Origin of the sequence: Solibacillus cecembensis (genome assembly GCF_050272495.1) — a bacterium.
In the GTDB taxonomy this organism is placed as follows: domain Bacteria; phylum Bacillota; class Bacilli; order Bacillales_A; family Planococcaceae; genus Solibacillus; species Solibacillus cecembensis.
This window is the reverse complement of the sequence record NZ_JBNNMF010000028.1, coordinates 18,696-37,978: the sequence shown is the minus strand read 5'-3', so window position 1 is coordinate 37,978 and position 19,283 is coordinate 18,696. Positions and strand designations below refer to the sequence as shown.

The 19,283-nt window shown below is 37.4% G+C and carries 21 protein-coding genes; 11 read left to right on the top strand and 10 right to left on the bottom strand.

Annotated features, from left to right (window positions below; translation table 11 throughout):
- Position 1 precedes the first annotated feature (1 nt).
- Positions 2-475: a tRNA (uridine(34)/cytosine(34)/5-carboxymethylaminomethyluridine(34)-2'-O)-methyltransferase TrmL gene (gene trmL / locus ACQKIH_RS19470; protein ID WP_057987170.1), complete on the top strand. Its 474-nt coding sequence runs from the start codon at positions 2-4 to the stop codon at positions 473-475.
- Positions 476-524: 49 nt separating this feature from the next.
- Here the strand turns inward: trmL and ACQKIH_RS19465 are convergent, their stop codons facing one another.
- Both ACQKIH_RS19465 and ACQKIH_RS19460 read right to left on the bottom strand, forming a co-directional pair.
- Positions 525-1,292 (bottom strand): sporulation protein, encoded by a 768-nt coding sequence (locus ACQKIH_RS19465; RefSeq protein ID WP_427768325.1) that lies wholly within the window; start codon positions 1,290-1,292, stop codon positions 525-527.
- A 67-nt stretch (positions 1,293-1,359) separates the two neighbouring features.
- Positions 1,360-2,247: a VOC family protein gene (locus ACQKIH_RS19460; protein WP_427768324.1), complete on the bottom strand. Its 888-nt coding sequence runs from the start codon at positions 2,245-2,247 to the stop codon at positions 1,360-1,362.
- Between the two features lie 407 nt (positions 2,248-2,654).
- On the opposite strand from ACQKIH_RS19460, the gene ACQKIH_RS19455 reads away from it, so the two are divergent.
- Positions 2,655-2,825 (top strand): multidrug ABC transporter ATPase, encoded by a 171-nt coding sequence (locus ACQKIH_RS19455; RefSeq protein WP_427768323.1) that lies wholly within the window; start codon positions 2,655-2,657, stop codon positions 2,823-2,825.
- An 80-nt stretch (positions 2,826-2,905) separates the two neighbouring features.
- Here ACQKIH_RS19455 and ACQKIH_RS19450 read toward each other — a convergent pair whose 3' ends face one another.
- A complete protein-coding gene (locus ACQKIH_RS19450) occupies positions 2,906-4,519 on the bottom strand; it encodes a long-chain fatty acid--CoA ligase (RefSeq protein ID WP_427768322.1) in 1,614 nt (537 codons plus the stop codon).
- Positions 4,520-4,695: 176 nt separating this feature from the next.
- Entirely contained in the window at positions 4,696-5,994 is a 1,299-nt protein-coding gene (locus ACQKIH_RS19445) for an NCS2 family permease (protein ID WP_427768321.1), read from the bottom strand.
- 145 nt (positions 5,995-6,139) lie between these two features.
- Here ACQKIH_RS19445 and ACQKIH_RS19440 point away from each other — a divergent pair, with 145 nt between their 5' ends.
- On the top strand, positions 6,140-6,970 hold the full coding sequence (locus tag ACQKIH_RS19440; RefSeq protein ID WP_427768320.1) for an aldo/keto reductase: 831 nt from the start codon (positions 6,140-6,142) through the stop codon (positions 6,968-6,970).
- A gap of 58 nt (positions 6,971-7,028) precedes the next feature.
- Here ACQKIH_RS19440 and ACQKIH_RS19435 read toward each other — a convergent pair whose 3' ends face one another.
- From ACQKIH_RS19435 to ACQKIH_RS19425, 3 genes are read right to left on the bottom strand one after another with little or no spacing between them, the layout of a single operon-like run.
- Positions 7,029-7,862, bottom strand: a complete 834-nt coding sequence (locus ACQKIH_RS19435; protein ID WP_427768319.1) for an RluA family pseudouridine synthase — start codon at positions 7,860-7,862, stop codon at positions 7,029-7,031.
- A 57-nt stretch (positions 7,863-7,919) separates the two neighbouring features.
- Positions 7,920-8,390: a thioredoxin family protein gene (locus ACQKIH_RS19430; protein ID WP_057987186.1), complete on the bottom strand. Its 471-nt coding sequence runs from the start codon at positions 8,388-8,390 to the stop codon at positions 7,920-7,922.
- A 1-nt stretch (position 8,391) separates the two neighbouring features.
- Complete coding sequence (locus ACQKIH_RS19425) at positions 8,392-8,817, bottom strand: disulfide oxidoreductase (RefSeq protein WP_057987188.1); 426 nt, start codon at positions 8,815-8,817, stop codon at positions 8,392-8,394.
- Between the two features lie 208 nt (positions 8,818-9,025).
- Here ACQKIH_RS19425 and ACQKIH_RS19420 point away from each other — a divergent pair, with 208 nt between their 5' ends.
- Together ACQKIH_RS19420 and ACQKIH_RS19415 are read left to right on the top strand one after the other, a co-directional pair.
- Entirely contained in the window at positions 9,026-10,138 is a 1,113-nt protein-coding gene (locus ACQKIH_RS19420; RefSeq protein ID WP_427768318.1) for a GAF domain-containing sensor histidine kinase, read from the top strand.
- 12 nt (positions 10,139-10,150) lie between these two features.
- Positions 10,151-10,798: a response regulator transcription factor gene (locus tag ACQKIH_RS19415; protein ID WP_057987192.1), complete on the top strand. Its 648-nt coding sequence runs from the start codon at positions 10,151-10,153 to the stop codon at positions 10,796-10,798.
- Positions 10,799-10,860: 62 nt separating this feature from the next.
- Here ACQKIH_RS19415 and ACQKIH_RS19410 read toward each other — a convergent pair whose 3' ends face one another.
- From ACQKIH_RS19410 to ACQKIH_RS19400, 3 genes are all read right to left on the bottom strand, one after another.
- Positions 10,861-11,760 carry a cation diffusion facilitator family transporter gene (locus ACQKIH_RS19410; RefSeq protein WP_427768317.1) on the bottom strand — a complete coding sequence of 300 codons (900 nt, stop codon included), beginning with the start codon at positions 11,758-11,760 and terminating at the stop codon, positions 10,861-10,863.
- A 72-nt stretch (positions 11,761-11,832) separates the two neighbouring features.
- Entirely contained in the window at positions 11,833-13,149 is a 1,317-nt protein-coding gene (locus ACQKIH_RS19405; RefSeq protein ID WP_201785004.1) for a hemolysin family protein, read from the bottom strand.
- Between the two features lie 508 nt (positions 13,150-13,657).
- Entirely contained in the window at positions 13,658-13,867 is a 210-nt protein-coding gene (locus ACQKIH_RS19400; RefSeq protein ID WP_057987198.1) for a YheE family protein, read from the bottom strand.
- A gap of 141 nt (positions 13,868-14,008) precedes the next feature.
- Between ACQKIH_RS19400 and ACQKIH_RS19395 the strand changes: the two genes are divergently transcribed.
- From ACQKIH_RS19395 to ACQKIH_RS19370, 6 genes are all read left to right on the top strand, one after another.
- The gene (locus tag ACQKIH_RS19395) at positions 14,009-15,154 is read left to right on the top strand and encodes a DUF445 domain-containing protein (RefSeq protein ID WP_057987200.1); all 1,146 of its coding nucleotides are present in this window, start codon (positions 14,009-14,011) and stop codon (positions 15,152-15,154) included.
- 24 nt (positions 15,155-15,178) lie between these two features.
- Positions 15,179-15,523 carry a YlbF/YmcA family competence regulator gene (locus tag ACQKIH_RS19390; protein ID WP_057987202.1) on the top strand — a complete coding sequence of 115 codons (345 nt, stop codon included), beginning with the start codon at positions 15,179-15,181 and terminating at the stop codon, positions 15,521-15,523.
- 201 nt (positions 15,524-15,724) lie between these two features.
- Positions 15,725-17,230 (top strand): coproporphyrinogen III oxidase, encoded by a 1,506-nt coding sequence (locus ACQKIH_RS19385; RefSeq protein WP_427768316.1) that lies wholly within the window; start codon positions 15,725-15,727, stop codon positions 17,228-17,230.
- Positions 17,231-17,309: 79 nt separating this feature from the next.
- The gene (locus ACQKIH_RS19380) at positions 17,310-17,690 is read left to right on the top strand and encodes a hypothetical protein (protein WP_427768315.1); all 381 of its coding nucleotides are present in this window, start codon (positions 17,310-17,312) and stop codon (positions 17,688-17,690) included.
- A gap of 83 nt (positions 17,691-17,773) precedes the next feature.
- Positions 17,774-18,982, top strand: a complete 1,209-nt coding sequence (locus ACQKIH_RS19375) for an MBL fold metallo-hydrolase (protein ID WP_427768314.1) — start codon at positions 17,774-17,776, stop codon at positions 18,980-18,982.
- The gene (locus tag ACQKIH_RS19370) at positions 18,969-19,217 is read left to right on the top strand and encodes a DUF3006 domain-containing protein (protein ID WP_057987210.1); all 249 of its coding nucleotides are present in this window, start codon (positions 18,969-18,971) and stop codon (positions 19,215-19,217) included. The genes ACQKIH_RS19375 and ACQKIH_RS19370 overlap by 14 nt, the downstream gene beginning before the upstream one ends.
- Positions 19,218-19,283 lie beyond the last annotated feature (66 nt).

The window sequence follows — 19,283 nt, the reverse complement described above, 5'->3', positions numbered from 1 at the left end:
AGTGCCAAATCATATTGTTTTATATCAACCAGAAATTCCAGCAAATACAGGAAATATTGCAAGAACATGTGCCGGGACAAATACATCGCTACATTTAATCCGTCCATTAGGCTTTTCAACAGATGATAAAATGTTGAAACGTGCTGGACTCGATTACTGGGAGCATGTTAATGTCGTGTACCATGATTCATTAGAGGATTTTATTGAATATAGTAAAGACGGCGATGTTTATTTAATTGAAACGTATAGCGATGAGCCGTTTACAACACATGATTTTAGTGATGTTACACGGGATATTTACTTTATGTTCGGCAGAGAAACGACAGGATTACCAAAAGATTTCGCCGAGCAGCGTGCCAATATGTGCTTACGTATTCCACAGAGTGATCATATTCGTTCGTTGAATTTATCGAATACCGCAGCGATTGTCATTTATGAAGCATTACGTCAGCAAAATTATCCAGGGTTAAAATAAAAAGGAAAGGCATGGGTAGCAATTAATTTTGCTCCTCATGCCTTTTGTTTTAACGCATTTTATTTTCAATTGCTTGAGAGATCTTTGCTGAAATATTATCATTTTCAAATAATGTTAAGCGGATAAAACTTTCATCCATATCGAAAGCTTCAGATAAGAAACTGCCTAAACCACGGGCACGGCGATCCACTTGCAATAAAATTTCCACGGATTTTGATGATTGATTTAAGAAAATTACTTCAAGTTCGTCTAGATACCGGCGATACGTGTTATTCGTCGGTGTAAATTCAAATTCTTGTACAATCGGCGTGCGGTTGCGTAAAGAGTTTGGCGCTTGCTCATTATCTACTTTGCGAAGACGGAAACCCATATTTTGAATAGCAGATAATACGCTACTAGCCAAACGTGTAGGTTGGATATCGATAAAATCCTTATCTGTTGGGTCAACTGCATTTTTAATATCTAAGCCTGTATGGATCCAAACGCGGGATTGTCCAGTTGTCACAGGAATAGCTGCTGGTAATTCAAAAGAGAATGGGATTTCGCGTTTTTCATTTGGTTGGATTGTAAAGGGTTCATTAATTTTATAATTCATTAATACCGCATTGTCCGTAACTTTTTTATCGTTAATTTCACGCGTGAAGTTCGTATATAAAGATAAATAAATCGCATCAATTTGCTGCTCGATATTGCCCCCGACGATCTCAACAATACCTGTAATATTTTCGTTAATTGTATAGCTTGACTTATGCAGCTTGGTATCCACCGTTGTTGCGCCGATACCAACACTTGCTAAAACTTTATTAAAAAGTGACAAAAAAATTCCTCCAATCAGTCTAATTACTTTTATATACGGTGAATGGAGGAAAAAGTTTCAAAAAAATTTATTCTCCCTCAATTGTGAAAAGAATACGTAAGCCGTTTGGATCAATGGTAGAAAATGCTTGTTGTCCACCGAATTTTGGCGCGGCTTCGTAAGTTTCAACGTGATAGCCATTTGTTTCTAAGTCTTGTTTTACTTTAGCGGCAGCTTGTCCATCATTTAATACGATAGTAAATGAATTTAAGCCAACCATGTTTAATGTAGGAGCTTGTCCATTAGCACTTTGCCATGTGTTTAACCCAAAATGATGGTGATATTGACCTGTTGAAATGAATAATGCTTGAGCTCCGTAACGCGCAACAACATGATAACCTAACACATTTGTATAAAAAGCTTCAGATTTTGCAAGATTAGCTACGGATAGGTGAACGTGACCCATTACCGTATCTTTAGGGAGTCCATCCCATTGTTTATCTGCTTCTGCTAAAATTGGTTGGAAGTTGAGATGATCTGTCGTCATTTGTACGGAACCATCTACGTTCCAAGTCCACTCAGATTCATCGCGGTCCACATAAATTTCAATGCCATTTCCATCGGGATCATTTAAATATAGTGCTTCTGAAACATGATGATCAGATGCGCCAAGACGAACATTTAAATCAACAAAATGCTGAACGATGTTTCCTAAATCTTTACGAGTAGGTAATAGTAAAGCAAGGTGGTAAAGTCCCGTGAAGCCATCGCGTAAAGGCTGCGCATTTTGTACTTCTACTAAAGAAACTAAACTTATTTTGCCATCGACTGTTAAATATGCTGTATCGGTAGTTTGCTCAAGGATTTTAAAGCCAATGATTGTTGTATAATATTCGATAGAACGTGCCAAATTCGAAACTTTTAATTGGACATGTGATGTGTACATATTTGGTTTTTTATGAAAATGTTTTTGCATGAGTAGTTCTCCTTTGAATTTAGGTTGTATTTTATAACTAACTTACTTTATGTAACTAATATAATGGATAGTTATAAAAAAATCAAATATAAAATTCAAAAGTGATTTTTAACATCAAAAAGGACAATCGCAGCTTACTAGCGATTGTCCTTTCGTGAAAGCTAATCAATTATAATTAGTTTTCTTTTGAGAATGGTTTGCCATCATAACCAGCAGTGAAGATTGCAGTTAAAAATGCTACGCAAATACCCAAAATTAAAATTAATCTCATGGAAGAATCCTCCTCATGTTTATACTATTTCTCTAATCAGTATAGCTTAAACTATTTTGATTTACTACCTAATATTGTGGCAGAAATGGTTCGAAAAAGAAAAAAATGGGAACATTAATAGTAGGGAGGCGGTACTATGAAAAATCAAGATGAGATTGTAAATGGCAATATGGCGAATACATTAGAGGAATTAAAAATGCTTGGAAAACAAATGGAGCATATGCGAGATGAGCAACAATTAGAAGAACATAATCGTATACCAGATCCGCAACAATTTGATAATGAAGAGAAGACGAAAGAAAAATAAGGAAGAGCAGCGCATCGGTTTAGTAGCTAATGCGCCGCTCTTTTTATGTTAAAACCTTATCCAATCACCTAATGGGTTAATCAAAGTGGTACTTCATAATCTTTTAAGTCTTCACGCAGCTTGGCTTTTAAAAATTTCCCAACGGATGTTTTTGGAATGTCGTTTAAGAAAACGACATCATCTGGTAGCCACCATTTCGCAAAATCACTTTCAAGATGCGCGATTAACTCTTCTTTTGTTGCATGTGCATCTGCTTTTAATACAACACATGCAAGTGGACGTTCTTGCCATTTTGGATGTGGTACCGCGATAACAGCCGCTTCAAAAACAGCTGGATGAGACATGAGGGCATTTTCTAAATCTACCGAAGAAATCCACTCGCCACCGGATTTAATTAAATCTTTTGTACGATCCGTAATTTTAATATAGCCTTCTTTTGTTAGGACGGCGATATCTCCTGTATAGAGCCAGCCGTCACGGAATGCCTCATTTGTACGTTCATCTTTATAATACTCCGAAGCAATCCAAGGACCGCGAATTCGTAGTTCACCCATCGTTTGCCCATCCCATGGAACTGGACCATTTTCATTCACGACATCTGTCTCAATTAAGGTAGAAGTTAAACCTTGTGTTACACGTAAATCCAATAATTCATCTGCTGAGTAATTGTCCATTTCAGATGTTGGGTGTGACATACTTACTAACGGCGAAGTTTCAGTCATGCCGTATGCATTTACATATGGAACGCCTAATTTTTCATTAAATGCATGAATTAACCCTTTTGGTGAAGCGGAACCACCAGAAATAATTTGGCGAATAGACGATAAATCACGCGGCTGTTTTTCTTGTTCTGCAAGTACGCCAAGCCAAATTGTTGGAACACCAGCAGCGAGCGTCACTTTTTCTTGTTCCATTAAATCGAGTAGTAAGGCTGGTGTGAACATAGGTCCTGGTAGTACAAGATTTGCGCCATAGTTAATGGCAGCAAAAGGTAAGCCCCATGCATTGACATGGAACATAGGCACCACTGGTAATGCAACATCATTTTCCTTGAGCGCAAAGGATTCGGCAAGGCCAAGCGCGATACTATGGAGTACAATACTGCGATGTGTATAAATAACACCTTTAGGCATACCTGTTGTTGCAGATGTATAGCACATACCTGCTTGCGTGTATTCATCAATATCTTCAGGAAACTCGAAATTTTCATCGGCTTCTTGAAGTAGTTGTTCATAGTTATACACATTTGGGAAACTAGATGTTGGGACTTCTAAACTGTCGCCCATTATGACAATATGTTTCACCGATTTTAAGTGCGCTAAAGCAGGCTCAACTAATGGAAATAGATCTTCATCGATTAATAAAATTTCATCTTCAGCATGATTAATGATGTACACAATATGTTCCGGAGCTAAACGAATATTAATGGTGTGTAAAATAGCACCACTACATGGGATCGCAAAATAAGCTTCTAAATGACGGTGGTGATTCCAACCGAACGTACCAACCTTTGTCCCACGTGTCATGCCCAAATTTGTAAGTGCATCCGCTAAACGGCGTGTACGTTTTACGTAATCTTTGAAGGCAATACGATGTGTTGTTGTTGGACTTGTTCGCGAAATAATTTGCTTGTTTGGAAAATAACGTTCTGCACGTTTTAAAAATCCTGTCAAAACTAACTGCGTATCCATCATAGTAAACCAGCTCCTCTACCATTGTTAGTCAAATAGAAAAAGTAGTACTCATGTTGAAGAAAGAATTTTCTGTAAGTTCAATTATACTAAATTATGTATTTATTTTCTAGTAAACTACGAAAAACCGTCTAAATTTATTTTTAGACGGTTTTTAGAAATGCGCATTACTATTGAATTTAATGTGGCAAGAAAACAAGCTGAATAACGAATAAAATAGCAAATATATAAAGGAGAGGATGAACTTTTTTTCCTTGTCCTTTAACAACTTGCAGTAAAGGATAAGAAATGAAGCCAAGCGCAATCCCGGTTGAAATACTTGCTGTTAAAGGCATCGTTAAAATAACTAAAAATGCAGGGAAAGACTCTTCGAATTTATTCCATTCAATATTTTTTACGACACCAATCATTAAACTTCCGACAATAATTAGTGCAGGAGATGTAATGGCTGCAACACCAGAAATGGAAGCGACTAATGGTCCAAAAAAGGAGGCAATAAGAAAGAGTCCTGCAACCGTCAATGAAGTTAAGCCAGTTCGTCCTCCAGCAGCTACACCGGCTCCGGATTCTAAGAAAGCAGTTGTAGGGCTTGTTCCTAACATTGAACCAGCAGTTGTTGCGATTGAATCAGCGAGCAATGCTTTACGAGCGCGAGGAAGCTTGCCGTCTTTTAAAATGCCAGCTTGCTTTGCTACCCCGATCATTGTTCCAGTCGTATCAAATAAAGTTACTAAAATAAATGAGAATACAACGCCGTATAAACCGAATTGAACGACTTGACCAAATGCTTCAATCGGGTTCCAAACTAAAATCCCTTCTGGCAAATGTGGAATGGCTACAACTTTATCAATATGAAGCTGACCGGTCATAAGAGCAACAATGGACGTTGCAATCATCCCAATAAATAAAGCGCCATTCACATTTAACGCCATGAGAATAACTGTTATCGCTAACCCAAAGAGTGCAAGTAATACTGGACTGGAGCTTAAATCACCAAGAGCGACTAAATTCGACTCGTTTGCTACAACAATTTTAGCCATGCGAAGTCCGATAAATGCGATGAATAAGCCAATCCCGGCTGTAATCGCCAACTTCAAGTTTTCTGGTATAGCTGTAATTAACTTTTCACGAAAAGGAGTTAAGCTCAGTAAAATGAAAATAATCCCGGCAACAAATACAGCTGAAAATACTGTAATATAATCAATTTGCCCATTGGATGAAAGAACGACAGAGGTAAAATAAGCATTCAAGCCCATACCAGGTGCAATGGCAATGGGATAGTTTGCAAAAATGGCTAACCATACGGTACCAATGACTGCTGAAATAATAGTCGCCATAAATACTTGATCAATCGGTACGCCAGCATCCGCCAAAATAATGGGATTGACCACGATAATATAAGCCATCGTTAAAAATGTTGTTAACCCAGCAAATAATTCTGTTTTAACAGTAGTATGATTTTCCTTCAATTTAAACATAAAATCCTTCTTTCTAAAAACGAACATTAGTAAAAACATATTATATATTATTCGTATTCTACCCGAAAAGCAAATTTTTATGCTTATTTCTTATAGATGGAATAAAAGGTTATAATGGAAATATTCTAATAGTTGGGGGATTTAAATGAATTTACAATCGACACGCACACTTACTAATGGTGTGGAAATGCCACTTGTAGGGTTAGGCGTATTTAAAATGACAGACAAGGAAGAAACGTTACAAGCGATTTCAACGGCACTTCAATTAGGTTATCGTGCAATTGATACGGCAGCACTTTACTACAATGAAGAAGAAGTAGGAGAGGCGATTCGTCATTCAGGTGTAGCACGTGAAGAAATTTTTGTAACGACGAAAGTATGGAATAGCGACCAAGGCTATGACAATACGCTCCGAGCATTTGAAACATCGTTAAAGAAGCTTAATATGGATTATGTCGATCTTTATTTAACACATTGGCCTGTTTTGGATAAGCTTGAAGATACGTATCGTGCGATTGTGCGTTTGTATGATGAAAAATTAATTCGTGTACCAGGCGTTTCAAACCACCATGAACATCATTTGCAAACATTATTAAACAATGCAAATGTAGCGCCAATGGTCAACCAAATTGAGCTGCACCCTTATTTAAATCAAGCGCCATTACGTGCGTTTTGTAAGGAACAAAATATTGCAGTAACGGCATGGTCACCACTAGGGCGCGGTAATGTGCTGAACGATGCAACAATCCAAGCAATTGCTAAGCAGTATGAAGTGACACCAGCGCAAGTAATTTTACGTTGGCATTTACAACAGGATGTCATTATCATTCCAAAATCGGTAACACCTTCGCGCATTAAGGAAAATGCAGAGCTATTCCATTTTGAATTATCTAATGAAACGATGGCACAATTAGATGCGCTTAATCGCAACGAACGATTTGGTCAAGATCCAGATAACTTTAAATTTGATTTCTAATCGAAAATAAAAAGAGGGAATCGCATAATAATTAGCGATTCCCTTTTTCCATAATCAGTTATGCGTCTTTTACAACAATAAGTTTATTTAAAAACGGATGGTCGAATTCTAGTTGGATAGCATGAAGCTCATAACCACCATAGTTTGTTTCACGTGCGCCGTACATAATGTCGCCAACAATTGGGTGACCTAAATGCGCCATATGCACACGAATTTGATGCGTGCGGCCTGTTTCTAATACTAAGTGAACAACGCAAGTGCCTTTATAGCGATTGATTACCTCATAGTGCGTAACGGCGTGCTGTCCACTATCTGAAACGACACGGCGAGAGCTATGATGACGGTCTTTACCAATTGCTGCATTAATCTTTCCGCTGTCAGAACGAATATTGCCTTGTACTTCAGCAGCGTAAGTTCGAGTTATAACTTTTTCTTCAATCATACGGTCAAAAATGGATTTTGCAATCGGGTGCTTAGCAATAAGTAGCAACCCTTTCGTACCTTGATCTAAACGGTGTACGTGCTCGGCATATTGCCCGCCTTGATCTTGAATATGCTTCATCACATGGTTCATACATGTGTTCCAGTCTGATTCCTCATTCGGGTGTGTCGCCATTCCTTTAGGTTTAGAAACGATTAAGCAATGCTCATCTTCATAGCGAATCGTAACATCACAGCTGTCAGTTGGCATATAGTTTGATGTAGGCATTTCAAATGCGAAATTTAAAATTGTGCCTTCTTTTAAAGGGTCTTTCCATAGTACTGGTTCCCCATTAACTGTTACAGCTTTCGCCATGCGCAGTTCATGCACAATTTTCTTTCCTAAGCGCCAATTCGAGCGTAGTAAATCTTCTACCGTAAGTCCTTCTTGTACAACTTCATATGTGAACATATTTTTCCTCCAAATGAAAAATCGTGCTCGGTCAAGAACACGATTTTTCTAGTTTTCTTATTTTAATACAGTATCATTGAAAAATTGTTTTGTCGTTTCATCTGGTGCATCACCTGTTGAACGGGCATATTCTTTACCATCTTCAAAGTAAATTAATGTAGGTGTTGCTTCAAGTGCATATTTTTCCCATTGTTCTGGGTACTCAAGTACGTTTAATTGATTTACTTTTACATCTAATTCTTCTGCGATTTTCATTAGTTTCGGTGTATAGTTTTTGCAGTGTGAACATTCCGGACTAAAGAAGTAGCCCACAACCCCTTCACCAGACTCAATTTTTTTAGCTAATTCATCCGGTAAAATAATATTTTGATAGTTTTTATCGCTTAATTGATCAATTGTAGATTGTTTTAAATCTTTTGTTCCGTATGGATTGTCTTTTAATTTTTCTTCGTTTGACATATTTGTTAGGACAATAATGGCAACGAATAAAATAACGATAATCCCACCGAATAGGGCTAATTTTTTCATTTTATTTTTCCTCCTTGATTACTTTTAACATGTAAAAACTAAGTGCTGCGATTAATACGAAAGCAGTTAGTGCTAAAAACGGAATGGTAATAAAGCCAAGCCAGTTAATATAATAACCTGTACATGGTACTTGTCCACATGATGGTGCACTATCTTGCAAGAACGTGATTTTTTGTATGCCGTAGTGATATAAAGACGTTGCAGCGCCGATACATGCAAATACAGCAGTTGTTAATGCGATTTTAGCATTTTTTTGTATGATCGCAATGGTAGAAACAAGGACAATTGGGTACATAATAATGCGTTGATACCAGCAAAGTTCACAAGGTACGTAGCTTCGAATTTCAGAAAAATACAGAGAGCCAAGTGTAGCCGTTAGTGCAACAACCCAAATCATTAGTAGGGCATTTTCTAGTTTTTTTGTCATAAACAGACTCCTAATATTCAATTTAACCCTATTTTATTATAGTTTGAATTCGAAAAGAAGTAAATTGTTAAGATTAGTGGATAGAACTAACAGAGAAAATAATTTACTAATCCCCAACATTCATTCAAAAGTATGAGGAAGAAAGCGATGCATCAGAGAAATGCTCAATGTTATGATAAAGGAAATAGAATAAAGGGCGGAATTCGAAGTGAATAATGAACATTCAAATATTACTATTTTAAAAGAAATTGCAGAATTATTAAATGATGAAACAGAAATGGTTCCGATGTTAAAGGGTGCATTATCCAAATTTTTAAATGGCACGAAATTTGATACAGGCTGGATTTTTTTTATCGATGGTAAAGGGAAACCTGATCTGATTGTGAAGCAAAACTTACCGGATGCCTTAGCATTTAATGAGTGCCAGCATTTAAAACGAGGCGGTTGCTGGTGTGTTTCGCGCTACCGTACTAATAAGTTGGACAAAGCTTCGAATATTATCGAATGTCAACGAATTGAAGCTGCGATTGAAGCAGATGTAGGAGACAACAATAATATTACACATCATGCAACGGTGACATTGCAATCTGGACAAGAACGTTTTGGATTATTGAATGTCGCTTCTCGCAATACCGTTCGTTTTTCGGAAGAGGATTTAGATTTACTTGAATCGGTTGCATTTCAAATGGGTTCGGCAATCAAACGAATTTATTTAACAAATGAACAGCAAGAAATTGCCCTTGTGCAGGAGCGAAATCGCCTCGCACGTGACTTACATGACTCTGTTAATCAGCTCCTCTTTTCGGTTACGTTAACTGCAAGAGCAGGCATTGAGATGAGTGAACAAGTTGAAATTAAAGAAACATTTAAAGATATTCAACAATTGACACAAGAGGCGCTAACAGAAATGCGCGCATTGATTTGGCAATTACGTCCGAGAGGGTTAGAAAGCGGATTAATCGAAGCCATTAAAATTTATGCAGAAATGCTCGGTCTTCAACTTTCTGTAAATGTGTCAGGCGTTATACAATTTCCGTCACGAATAGAAGAAACGCTATTTCGCATTACACAGGAGGCGCTGAATAATATTCGTCGTCATGCCGGTGTGAAGTCAGCACAGCTTTATGTAACGGTTACAGCAACGGATGTATTACTTGTCGTGAAAGATAAAGGGCGCGGTTTTTATATGGAAGCCCACAATGAAATACCATCACTTGGACTACAGTCAATTAAAGATCGTGCCAATGCAGTTGGTGGCACAGCAGATTGGGTGAGTGAAATTGGCAAGGGGACGGAGCTTTTAATCCGTTTACCATACTAGGGGGAGCATATTATGATTCGAGTGTTAATTGCAGATGATCATCACGTTGTTCGCAGAGGACTTCTCTTTTTTTTAAAAACACAAAAGGATATTGAAGTGATTGGTGAAGCAAAAAATGGTCTAGAGGCAGTGGAGCTTGTTGAACAATTGAAGCCAGACATCGTATTAATGGATTTGGTTATGCCAGAAATGGATGGTATTCAAGCAACGAAGCGTATTAAAAAGAAATGGCCAAAAATAGAAGTGCTAATGCTGACGAGTTTTTCGGATAAAGATCATGTTTTACCAGCGATGGAGGCGGGGGCATCAGGTTATCAATTAAAGGACATCGAGCCAGATGATTTAGTTGAGTCTATTCGTCAAATTATGCGCGGGGAAAACACTTGGCATCCAGAAGCATCAACGCAGCTAGAAGAAGGGTTACGCGAGGATGAAAATAAACCACATGTTTTAAATCCGTTAACGCCGCGCGAGCAAGATGTTTTAGCTGAATTGACAAAGGGCAAAAGTAATCGAGAAATTGCCTCTGCACTTTATGTCACAGAGAAAACGGTTAAAACGCATATCTCCAACATTTTCACAAAGCTTCAAGTACAAGACCGCACACAGGCCGCGCTTTATGCAGTAAAGCATAATTTAACCGCATCTAGTGAAGGATGAAATGTTCATAATAAACAAAAATGCCCAATTGAAAGTTCAATGGGCATTTTTGTTGTGAAAATTTAGAAGTGGTAATCTTCCTCAGTAGCCTGCTTCAGGTCATGAGGCTCAATATGGACGAGCACCATACAATAAGGGTTGAAAAGTTTGACGGTATGTTCAATTTTTTCTGTAATATCATGACTTTCTCGAACATTTAAATCAGGATTCACGGTTACGGTCACATCAATAAAACTCATATTGCCATGAGAGCGTCCTTTTAAATCGACGAGAGAGATGACTTCTTCAACATTTTCGATAAGTTTCCATAATGTTTCCGCTTCATCAATATCAAATGCATCAGTCAAAGTTTGAACAGCTTCCCAAAAAATTTCGACTGCTGTTTTAATAATAATGATGCCGACAATTAACGCTGTAATTTTATCAAGAATCGGTACGCCGAAAATAGCACCGAATATCCCGATTGCTGCACCAATACTGACAAGTGCGTCGGATCGATTATCGTAAGCGGCAGCCTTGACAGCGGAACTTTTAATACGATTAGCTAATGCCAAATTATAACGATACACACCATACATAATGATCGCACTAAAAATAGCGACAAAAGCTGTTAGAAGAGAAGGGACTTCATGTGTTGGATTCCATAAGTTTTTAATCGTGCTCGTAATTACTTGTAAACCTACGACCATCATTATAAATGAGGCGACAAGAGAAGCAACTGTTTCTGCACGTAAATGTCCGTATGGGTGATTGGAATCGGGTGGCTTTTGAGAAATTCTTAAACCGACTAGGACCGCAATTGATGCGATAATATCCGTTGTATTATTTAAACCATCGGCCATCAGCGCGGATGAGGTACCGATATAGCCGACAATTAATTTCATCGTACTTAAAAAAATATAAGTGGCAATCGAAAGCCAAGCTCCTTTTTCACCAGCGCGTAAGTTTGTATACAGCTCCACAATGTTTCCTCCTAGCAAAACTTCTTTTCAACATAAAACGACACCCCTTTAGATGAAAAGGAGTGTCGAAAATTATTTGTTTTGTTCTTCTTCAATCAATAAATCAGATTTTGATAGCTTTGATACTTCTAAATAAAGAATATGATGACCGTCTAATTCTTTAACGGTAAATTGGTAACCTTGTTCTTCCAGTGTTTCACCTTCGACAACATCAAAGCGTTGTGTCATGAACCAACCACCAATTGTATCAATATCATCATCTTCAATATCAATCCCTAAAATATCGTTTACTTCTTGTAATAACATTTTAGAATCAAAAATATAGTGATTTTCGGCAATTTCTTGTACTTCGGGAATTTCATCTTCGTCAAACTCGTCCTGGATATCTCCAATGATTTCTTCGATAATGTCTTCAATTGTTACTAAACCAGAAGTCCCGCCGTATTCATCCATTAAAATTGCCATATGGATGCGTTCACTTTGAATTTTTAATAATAGATCACTAATCGGAATTGTTTCGATGACACGAATAACGGGCTGCATATATTCTTCTACTTTTTTGTCGCCATTTGTAGAATCTTTAATGTATGCCGTTAGTAAATGCTTCATGTTTACAAGCCCGATAACATGGTCTTTATCCCCATCTGTGATAGGGTAGCGCGTATATTGTTCAATTCCCATCAATTCGAAAACTTCACGTATTGTTTGATTTCGTTCAATACTAATAATCTCAGTTCGAGGTACCATAATTTCCTTTGCAATCCGGTCAGAAAATTCAAAAATACTGTTTACATATTCGTATTCTGAATGATTGATTTCTCCACCTTTAAAGCTGTCTGATAAAATCATGCGAAGCTCTTCTTCCGAGTGGGCTTCTTCACTTTCAGAAACCATCTTCAAGCCGAATAGTCCAGATAATGCGCGTGCTGAACCATTTAACGTACGAATAAATGGATACATAATATTGTGGAACAAAATTAATGCACCTGAAAGCTTTAATGTAACAGCTTCTGCTTTTTGAATTGCAAGAGTTTTCGGTGCTAACTCCCCTACGACAACATGTACAAATGTTACAAGTGAGAAGGCAATAATAAATGAAAGAACAGATGTAATATTACCGCTTAAATTAAATAGTTCAAAGATGGGGTGAAGAATGATTTCAAATGTCGGTTCTCCAAGCCACCCTAGTCCTAGTGCGGTAATGGTAATTCCAAGTTGACAAGCTGATAAATACTCATCTAAATTTGCAATTACTTTTTTAGCACGTATTGCCTGTTTGTTACCATCAGCAACGAGCTGATCAATTCTTGTTGTTCTTACTTTAACTATTGCAAACTCGGTTGCAACAAAAAATGCCGTAGCGGCAATTAAGATAGCAAATGCTATCAACCTAATGGTTAGTTCGATACCTATGTCTACGTCCAAATATATTCTCTACTCGCGGCGCAAATGAGCGTGGCAAATAAAGAGTACACCTCCTAAGATTAAAAATTTGTAATACTACAATGATAAAATATATTTGGAAAAAAAACAAATTATGTATTCAACTTTAGTAAAGCTTATTTATATTTTGTGTAAAATAACGTGATTAGTCTCGCACAATTCGACAATATTTATACAAATGTTATGAAATTTTGTCGTTGAATAATCGGTTTATTTGAAATATTGAATTATTATTTCGGATATGATATTGTGAAAAAGTAGAAAATAGTAAAGAAATCTTTGGGAAAGGCATTAACAAATAAAATGCCAGCACAATTGCCAATCCCATTTAGCAGGTTCCTTTGTTATTCACTTGAACGCGCATAAAAAAAGGGAGCACCTCACTACTTGAGATGTTCCCTTTTTTACTGTACAAAAGAAGAAAATAATGTTCGGTCAGTTAATAGATTCGCATTTATTCATAAACGTGAAATAGCATTAGTTCATGAATCATCTTTTCCACAGACGCTAATTGTTCCTCACTTGGCGTAGGTCCAATAAATTGAATGCCACCATCTTTATAATATTCGGCATTGTATCGTTGCTGTTGAAAAAAGAATTGGATAGACCAACCGGGAATTTGACTATTTTTGAATAACGGTTTATAGCTAAAATGTTGTATCATGAAACTTCCCTCCCTATTTAATCGTACAAGAAAGGGATACATAGTTGCAATAGTTCAAATATAAATCAACATCTAGATGCGATTATGCAAGGTTTAGTAAATAACGCAGTATAAATTATTAAGAAAGAAAGAGTGAGGTAGATGGGTCATTTTATTTCGTTGCTATTGTTATTAGGTGTTGTGGGGGCCGTTGTTGGCGCTGCTACAAACTATATGGCCATAAAGATGCTGTTTCGTCCGTACAAACCGATCTATTTTAAAAAATGGCGTTTACCATTAACACCAGGGCTTATTCCAAAGCGCCGTGAAGATTTAGCGGTACAGCTTGGCAAAACCGTTTCGGAGTATTTATTAACACCAGAAACAATTAAAAAGAAGTTTTTATCAAAAGAAATACGAGAAAATGTGTTAACCTTTGCTCAAAATAAAGTGGAACAGGAAATTTTCACGAATGATAAAACATTAAATGATTGGTTAAAAATTGTTGGCTTTGAGCATTTACCAAAAACAGCGGAAGGTAAATTGGATGTCCTTATTTTCAATCAAATTGAATCAGTCAAGCATACATTATCTTCAAAGGCGATTCGTGAGCTTTTGCCTGCTGATTTAGAGCCTGTTCTTGATCGCAAAATTGAGGAAGCAGTTACACAAATTTTGGATAAGGGTGAAGATTATTTTTTATCACCTGAAGGAACGCTGACGATAAAAAATATGCTCGATGATTTTTTATCATCTAAAGGCTCATTCGGTGGCATGGTGCAAATGTTTTTAGGAGACTCCCATTCACTTGTTGATAAAGTACAACGAGAGCTTGTGAAGTTTTTACAAGCACCTGGCACGAATGCGCTGCTCGTTCGTATTTTTACAGCAGAATGGGAAAAAATTAAAAATCGTGCAGCGATGGACTTTATGAAAGATGTAAACTTTGATACGATTGTTACGAGCATTCAAGATTATGCAAAACGTGAGCTAGCACTTGAATCCCGCCTAGATAAGACAATTGAAGACTACTGGCCAGATGGAAAAGAGTGGGCAACAGATGATTTGCTCCCAAAAGTTATAGATAAAGTATTTCTTGCAGCAGAAGGTAAAATTGAAGACGTATTAAAACGTTTGAACTTAGCTGGAGTTGTGCGTGAACAGGTTGATTCGTTCCCAATTGCAAAGCTGGAGGAGCTCGTGTTAGGCATTATTAGCAAAGAGCTTAAGCTAATTACTTGGCTTGGTGGTATTATTGGTGGTCTTGTCGGAATTATTCAAGCGATTATTGTCTTTTTGACGAATTAAAATGAAGAGAGTAGGATTAATCAAATGGTAAATATTTATGATGATATTAATAAACTGGAAGCAACTTTCCGTAAGACAACGGAATTTGAAAAACTAAAAGTAGCTGTAGAAGCGGTTCGTGAAGATGAGGCAGCAACGGCACTATTTACAAACTTCCGCGATGTGCAAATGAAGTTACAACAAAAGCAAGCAACAGGCGAAGAGATTTCTGAAGAGGAATATGTTTTCCTGCAAAAAACTGCTCAATTGGCACAGCAAGATTTAAAGATTTTAGCGATGTTAGAAGCTGAAATGGCATTAAGCACAGTGATTGAAGAAATAAATCGCATTATTACACAACCAATCCAGTCACTTTACGACGGACTATAAAAAAGAGGGTTCACACAATGGTGTGAGCCCTTTTTGATGGAGATAACTATTTTTGTGTGCGAACACTTGCTGATTGAAATAAATTTAGTTTGTGGTTGGGGAAATTTTATTGAACTTATATAGCATAAGCATTCAATGTCAAATTCACATTATTTTTGATACAATAAGAAGGATTTAAAGAAATGAAAGTAGTGAATATAAATGAAAGCAATTCATATAAAAGAACAATTGAAAGAGGATTGGCATAGAGTCTTCAACCATATCGCCAATCTTTTTTATGAAGATTCTGTTATTCAATTTGAGCATGAAGGTTCAGACATGTCATTGCAATTTGACCATTCAACGGATGCCCAACATACGATTCGGACATCGGCAAAGCTTGAAGTAGACGGACAAATGTATACCAGTCAATATGCCATTGATTACTCAACAGAGGGAACAGAAAAAGAGCGAAATATTCGTATGAAGCGTGCTCTTTCACACGTTATGTTAGATGTGTTGGAGCAATATTCAGGCATGACGCAACAGTGGGGGATTTTAACGGGGATACGTCCAACAAAGCTGTATCACAAATACCGAAAATCTGGCTTGGATCATGCACAAATTGCGACGGTTTTAAAAGAGGATTTTCGAATTTCGGATCAAAAAATCGGGCTAATGGAAGCCATTGTTGAACGCCAACTAAAGGTCATTCCAGATTTAGATGAAATCGGTCAAGAAATTTCTATCTACATCGGTGTGCCATTTTGTCCGACGATGTGTGCCTACTGTACGTTCCCAGCGTATGCGATTCAATCCAATCGGAAAGCGGGGCGCGTAGATAAATTTATTGATGGCTTGCATATTGAACTACGTGAAATGGGCAAGTGGCTAACAGAAAAGAATATGCGTATTACGTCCATTTATTGGGGGGGAGGAACACCTACATCAATCGAGGCACATGAAATGGATGCCCTTTATAAAACGATGTTCGAAGCTTTCCCGAATCCTGACTCGATTCGCGAAATCACAGTTGAGGCAGGTCGTCCAGATACGATTACACCGGAGAAAATTGAAGTACTGAAAAAATGGGGCATAGACCGCATTTCAGTAAATCCTCAAAGCTATACGCAAGAAACATTAAAGGCAATCGGACGCCATCATACAGTAGAAGAAACCGTTGAAAAGTTTTGGTTGTCTCGTAATTCTGGGATGAATAATATAAATATGGATTTAATTATTGGCTTACCAAATGAAGGTATTGAGGAGTTTCAGCATTCACTAGAAGAATCGGCTAAAATGCAGCCAGAAAGTTTAACTGTGCATACATTAAGCTTTAAACGTGCTTCTGAAATGACACGAAATAAAGATAAGTACCGCGTAGCTGACCGAGATACTGTCGGTAAAATGATGGAGATGGCGACAAATTGGACTGCTGAAAATGGCTATGTTCCATATTATTTATATCGTCAAAAAAACATCTTAGGCAATCTTGAAAACGTTGGTTATTGTAAACCGGGCGAAGAATCGATTTATAATATTGTTATTATGGAGGAAGTGCAAACGATTTTAGGTATTGGTTGTGGTGCTTCATCGAAATTTATTCATCCAGAGACGGGGAAAATTACGCAATTCCATAATCCAAAGGACCCTGCTGCTTATATTATGACATTTGAAGAAGCCATCGCGAAAAAAATAGCGATTTTAGATGAGATTTACTCTAGCTAAAAATATCAAATATGCGATTTAGGCAGTTTCAAACTCGCATATTTGACCCTTGCTATCATAGTCACGTTGGAGGTTTTTTATGAAAAGAGCGTTAATAGTAATTGGATTGATTACTATACTTTTTGGAACACTCATTTACTCTAATAAACTGTATTATCCATCACTTCCAATCGAAAATATGAGCAAAAAAGAAGTGATAAAAAAATTAAACGGCACGGATCAAGAAATCGTTCCATTAACGAATGAGAATGACAAACAATGGTTTATTATAAGTGAACGAAATATATCCGAAGCCGATGAAATGATTAAGGAAATGGTTATTCAAAATGGCTGGACTATCACACAAAAAGAAGGCAGCGGACTGTTTTTTGAAAAACAAGGGGAAAATTTGATTGTAACTACACAAAAGTGGACGGGGAATTATGTGTTAGTGGAAATCCCAGACCCATTTGGCGAATAAAAGGTTTGTCCGCTATTGTGAGACAAGCCTTTTTTAGTGAAGCGACCCGGGTAATAGAATAAAAAGAAAAGGATTTATTAAAAATGAAAAAAATTGTAGCAGTACTTGTAGCCGTTTTACTTTTAGTAGCAGGTTGTACGGAAACACCACAAACGAACGAGCAACCAAAACCATTTACAGGAAAAGAAATGCTTGTTCATTTTATTGATGTTGGTCAAGGGGATTCTATTTTTATCGAGTCACCGAACGGAAAGACGATGTTAGTGGATGCTGGTGTAAAGGGCGCGGGTAAAACCGTTGTTGATTATTTAACAGCACACGGCGTACAAAAATTAGATTATGTCGTAGCAACGCATCCAGATGCCGATCATATTGGTGGACTCATTCCAGTATTAAATTCAATTTCGGTTGAACACTTTATTGATTCTGGAAAAATCCATACGTCCAATACATATGAAGAAATGTTAACGTTAATCCATAATAAAAATATTCCGTTTAACGTTCCACAGACGGGCGATCAACTGGAATTAGATTCAGAAGTAACGGTGGAAGTTTTAAGTGCAGATGAAAATGCTACCGACAATAATGAGGCATCCATTGTGCTGCGAGTGGCCTATGGAAATATTTCATTTCTGTTAACGGGAGATGCCGGTATTGATATGGAAAAGGCGATGTTAGCAAATGGTCTTGATGTAGAGGCGACGATATTAAAGGCGGGGCATCACGGTTCGAATACGAGTAGCTCTCAGACATTCGTTAATGCGGTTTCGCCATTAGCAACGATTTTAAGCTATGGACAAAATAATAAATACGGTCATCCACATGCGGAAGTGATTGATGCGCTGCAAAATGTCGGAAGTGAAATTTATAGTACAGCAGAAGCTGGGACGATTGTTGTGAACACAGATGGAGAAACATTTAAAATCGACCAATCTGAATGGACAGGTATCGGTGCAACAAGTGCGATCCCAACACCAACACCGACTTCAAAGGTTGGTCATGTAGAATTAATAAGTAAAGATCTTCAATTAGAAGTTGTTGTCGTGAAAAACACGGGTAAAGAAGCGGTAAATATGCAAGGATGGCAGCTTGTTTCTGTAGAAGGGGATCAAGTATTTGATTTCCCAAATATCGAGTTAGCTCCAGCAACATCCATTTCGATTACGAGTGGACCAGATGCAAAAACGGGTGACAATGAATTACAATGGACGAAAAGACAAATTTGGTTAAATACAGGAGATGCAGCCCAATTACTGAATGCGAAGGGAGAAGTTGTGAGTGAGCTACCATAAATATACGCTTGACCGATTTGATGGAGACTATGCCGTTTTTTTAAAGCGCCCAGAGGAAACCGAACAATTGCTCATCCAACGTACAGAAATTTTAGTAGCAATACAAGAGGGGGATATTGTAAGCATTCAAGAAGATAAGGGGAAATATCTAATTGAAGTATTACAAGAAGATATCAACGCTCAAAAAGACCGTATCCAGCAATTAATGAAACAGCTACGCGACCAATCAAAATAACTGACCTATAATAATTTGAGGAACATTTAGAAAAGTCGAAATGTCATGCGATGAAGTTATATTATT

What these genes read in the sequence shown, in the direction of transcription:
- ACQKIH_RS19450 (WP_427768322.1), bottom strand. Translation starts at nt 4,519, where the DNA reads ATGATGGATACGCAGTTAGTTTTGACAGGATTTTTAAAACGTGCAGAA.
- ACQKIH_RS19435 (WP_427768319.1), bottom strand. Translation starts at nt 7,862, where the DNA reads ATGTTCACATATGAAGTTGTACAAGAAGGACTTACGGTAGAAGATTTA.
- ACQKIH_RS19415 (WP_057987192.1), top strand. Translation starts at nt 10,151, where the DNA reads ATGATTCGAGTGTTAATTGCAGATGATCATCACGTTGTTCGCAGAGGA.
- ACQKIH_RS19440 (WP_427768320.1), top strand. Translation starts at nt 6,140, where the DNA reads ATGAATTTACAATCGACACGCACACTTACTAATGGTGTGGAAATGCCA.
- ACQKIH_RS19380 (WP_427768315.1), top strand. Translation starts at nt 17,310, where the DNA reads ATGAAAAGAGCGTTAATAGTAATTGGATTGATTACTATACTTTTTGGA.
- ACQKIH_RS19400 (WP_057987198.1), bottom strand. Translation starts at nt 13,867, where the DNA reads ATGATACAACATTTTAGCTATAAACCGTTATTCAAAAATAGTCAAATT.
- ACQKIH_RS19385 (WP_427768316.1), top strand. Translation starts at nt 15,725, where the DNA reads ATGAAAGCAATTCATATAAAAGAACAATTGAAAGAGGATTGGCATAGA.
- ACQKIH_RS19455 (WP_427768323.1), top strand. Translation starts at nt 2,655, where the DNA reads ATGAAAAATCAAGATGAGATTGTAAATGGCAATATGGCGAATACATTA.
- ACQKIH_RS19390 (WP_057987202.1), top strand. Translation starts at nt 15,179, where the DNA reads ATGGTAAATATTTATGATGATATTAATAAACTGGAAGCAACTTTCCGT.
- ACQKIH_RS19395 (WP_057987200.1), top strand. Translation starts at nt 14,009, where the DNA reads ATGGGTCATTTTATTTCGTTGCTATTGTTATTAGGTGTTGTGGGGGCC.
- ACQKIH_RS19445 (WP_427768321.1), bottom strand. Translation starts at nt 5,994, where the DNA reads ATGTTTAAATTGAAGGAAAATCATACTACTGTTAAAACAGAATTATTT.
- ACQKIH_RS19430 (WP_057987186.1), bottom strand. Translation starts at nt 8,390, where the DNA reads ATGAAAAAATTAGCCCTATTCGGTGGGATTATCGTTATTTTATTCGTT.
- ACQKIH_RS19375 (WP_427768314.1), top strand. Translation starts at nt 17,774, where the DNA reads ATGAAAAAAATTGTAGCAGTACTTGTAGCCGTTTTACTTTTAGTAGCA.
- ACQKIH_RS19425 (WP_057987188.1), bottom strand. Translation starts at nt 8,817, where the DNA reads ATGACAAAAAAACTAGAAAATGCCCTACTAATGATTTGGGTTGTTGCA.
- ACQKIH_RS19460 (WP_427768324.1), bottom strand. Translation starts at nt 2,247, where the DNA reads ATGCAAAAACATTTTCATAAAAAACCAAATATGTACACATCACATGTC.